This window comes from Vibrio sp. 14N.309.X.WAT.E.F5 (genome assembly GCF_030397615.1).
Classification (GTDB): Bacteria; Pseudomonadota; Gammaproteobacteria; order Enterobacterales; family Vibrionaceae; genus Vibrio; species Vibrio lentus.
In genome coordinates, this window is the sequence record NZ_JAPNXR010000041.1 from 1 (window position 1) to 1604 (window position 1604).

The 1604-nt window shown below is 52.9% G+C and carries 1 rRNA gene; it reads left to right on the forward strand.

Annotated elements, in window-relative coordinates:
* Positions 1-38 precede the first annotated feature (38 nt).
* Positions 39-1593, forward strand: a 16S ribosomal RNA gene (locus tag OW495_RS22990).
* Positions 1594-1604 lie beyond the last annotated feature (11 nt).

A 1604-nucleotide genomic window follows, 5' to 3' on the forward strand; every position in this document is an offset into this window, starting at 1 on the left:
TAGTTTTGAAGTCAGTATTCGTTGAGTCACAAAATCTTAAATTGAAGAGTTTGATCATGGCTCAGATTGAACGCTGGCGGCAGGCCTAACACATGCAAGTCGAGCGGAAACGACAACATTGAATCTTCGGAGGATTTGTTGGGCGTCGAGCGGCGGACGGGTGAGTAATGCCTAGGAAATTGCCTTGATGTGGGGGATAACCATTGGAAACGATGGCTAATACCGCATAATGCCTACGGGCCAAAGAGGGGGACCTTCGGGCCTCTCGCGTCAAGATATGCCTAGGTGGGATTAGCTAGTTGGTGAGGTAATGGCTCACCAAGGCGACGATCCCTAGCTGGTCTGAGAGGATGATCAGCCACACTGGAACTGAGACACGGTCCAGACTCCTACGGGAGGCAGCAGTGGGGAATATTGCACAATGGGCGAAAGCCTGATGCAGCCATGCCGCGTGTATGAAGAAGGCCTTCGGGTTGTAAAGTACTTTCAGTTGTGAGGAAGGGTGTGTAGTTAATAGCTGCGCATCTTGACGTTAGCAACAGAAGAAGCACCGGCTAACTCCGTGCCAGCAGCCGCGGTAATACGGAGGGTGCGAGCGTTAATCGGAATTACTGGGCGTAAAGCGCATGCAGGTGGTTCATTAAGTCAGATGTGAAAGCCCGGGGCTCAACCTCGGAACTGCATTTGAAACTGGTGAACTAGAGTGCTGTAGAGGGGGGTAGAATTTCAGGTGTAGCGGTGAAATGCGTAGAGATCTGAAGGAATACCAGTGGCGAAGGCGGCCCCCTGGACAGACACTGACACTCAGATGCGAAAGCGTGGGGAGCAAACAGGATTAGATACCCTGGTAGTCCACGCCGTAAACGATGTCTACTTGGAGGTTGTGGCCTTGAGCCGTGGCTTTCGGAGCTAACGCGTTAAGTAGACCGCCTGGGGAGTACGGTCGCAAGATTAAAACTCAAATGAATTGACGGGGGCCCGCACAAGCGGTGGAGCATGTGGTTTAATTCGATGCAACGCGAAGAACCTTACCTACTCTTGACATCCAGAGAAGCCAGCGGAGACGCAGGTGTGCCTTCGGGAACTCTGAGACAGGTGCTGCATGGCTGTCGTCAGCTCGTGTTGTGAAATGTTGGGTTAAGTCCCGCAACGAGCGCAACCCTTATCCTTGTTTGCCAGCGAGTAATGTCGGGAACTCCAGGGAGACTGCCGGTGATAAACCGGAGGAAGGTGGGGACGACGTCAAGTCATCATGGCCCTTACGAGTAGGGCTACACACGTGCTACAATGGCGCATACAGAGGGCAGCAAGCTAGCGATAGTGAGCGAATCCCAAAAAGTGCGTCGTAGTCCGGATTGGAGTCTGCAACTCGACTCCATGAAGTCGGAATCGCTAGTAATCGTGAATCAGAATGTCACGGTGAATACGTTCCCGGGCCTTGTACACACCGCCCGTCACACCATGGGAGTGGGCTGCAAAAGAAGTGGGTAGTTTAACCTTTCGGGGAGGACGCTCACCACTTTGTGGTTCATGACTGGGGTGAAGTCGTAACAAGGTAGCCCTAGGGGAACCTGGGGCTGGATCACCTCCTTATACGAAGATAC